This window comes from Desulfamplus magnetovallimortis (assembly GCF_900170035.1).
Classification (GTDB): domain Bacteria; phylum Desulfobacterota; class Desulfobacteria; order Desulfobacterales; family Desulfobacteraceae; genus Desulfamplus; species Desulfamplus magnetovallimortis.
Genome location: NZ_LT828592.1, coordinates 1 through 1,551 on the forward strand (window position 1 = coordinate 1; position 1,551 = coordinate 1,551).

General features: G+C 34.9%; 1 protein-coding gene. It reads right to left on the minus strand.

Annotated features, from left to right (window positions below; translation table 11 throughout):
* Positions 1 to 117 precede the first annotated feature (117 nt).
* On the minus strand, positions 118 to 1,380 hold the full coding sequence (locus tag MTBBW1_RS27130; RefSeq protein ID WP_080810114.1) for a transposase: 1,263 nt from the start codon (positions 1,378 to 1,380) through the stop codon (positions 118 to 120).
* Between the last annotated feature and the right edge of the window lie 171 nt (positions 1,381 to 1,551).

Below are 1,551 nucleotides of genomic sequence, written 5' to 3' on the forward strand. Positions count from 1 at the left end.
TCATGAAAAAGGAATCATTTTTTGGTAAAGAATGAAATATTAGCATATCATCAGAATTTCAAAGTGCACCTCTATCGTCTATTTGAATTGATTTTTTTACAAATTATTTATTATTAGCTATGCTAACCCTAGCTTCACCAAAGAGTGTTCTTCAATTTTTTCTTTTTGTAAAAGTAGAATAAATTTTTTTAAATTATAACTGGTTTGGCAAAGCACTGACCATATGCGATCACCTTCAAAACCTTTGTAAAGGCTTCGTCCGAACCCCCTTAAATTCTTTGCAACTGCAATGAAGCCTTCCGTTGCGGATCGGGCTTTACAACAAAAGTCTTTTTTATCTTCTGAGACATCATCGGTACGACCTAAAAATACATTTTTTATGTTTTTTGATACTTTAAAGTTATCCTGACTTCGAAAACCCAGGTCTGTAGTTACCGTTTCCGGCTCTTCTTTCATACGCTTTGTAAAAAGAGCCAATGTTTCCGGAAAGAGTTTTTTGTCATTGGGGTTGCCGATAAAATTTTCAATTGTGATCATAAAGCCTTCCCGATTGAAAGACATTTGTATTGTGGAACCAAACTCACATTTTGGATGCTCTTTTCCTTTCTTAATAGGACGGGCATCTGGTTCGTCAAGTGACACAATACGATTGTCTATGTGAGTTTCACCATTTATTTTCTCTAAAGTCTGTGTTTCAAGCAGTTCTAAGAGATTCAGCAGTACTTTTGCTTTCTCTTCTCTTTTTGGTCTCGTTTCCAGATTGTTGACCATTTCTTTAAATTGTTCCAGGGCGGGGACAAATAGAAGGTTGAATATTATCAACCATTCCAGGCGATTAGATCGCTTTTGAAGATTATACTCTTTCCATAGACGCTTGATTTCCTTATCATCCCACCATAATGAAATTTTATGCAACTTGGCGAATTCTTTCATTTTTTTAAAGGCACGATATAGTAAAAGAACATCATTGGGATAAATAATATCATTGGGCAATACGCTGGAATCTATCAAAGCATTATCACCTTTGATTACCCCTGCACGACGAAGGACTTCAAAAACTTCATTTTCAATCATCTCAACACCTTGTTTGCCGATTCGCTTTCTAAAAACGTATATGGAGGTATGATGAATGAATGTTTGCAACACTTCATCTGGAATATTACAAAAATATTGAATGTATCGATTTTCTTTTATCTGCCGGATAACTTCTCGATCACTTAGTCCCCTATATCTCATGACAATCAAGATAGCTATCATCCATCGAAGAGATTTCCCGTAAGCTCCTTTAGAGTCATCATAAAATGAAGTTAATCTGTCGATAATTTTATGCCACGGGATGATGTTGCGAATAATGACAAGTTCATGATTCGGATTTGTTATTTTTTTTTATCCATTCAGGGGAAAAAGACTCTTTAAATGAATTTTTGATCATTGGAAACTGCTCCTTTCTTTTATGAGGATTTATTGGCCGTTTAAGAGTTGTTAAATAATTGCACACTGTGCTATGGAGAACCAGCTATTTCTTTCATAAAATAGAAATTCAGCAGATAC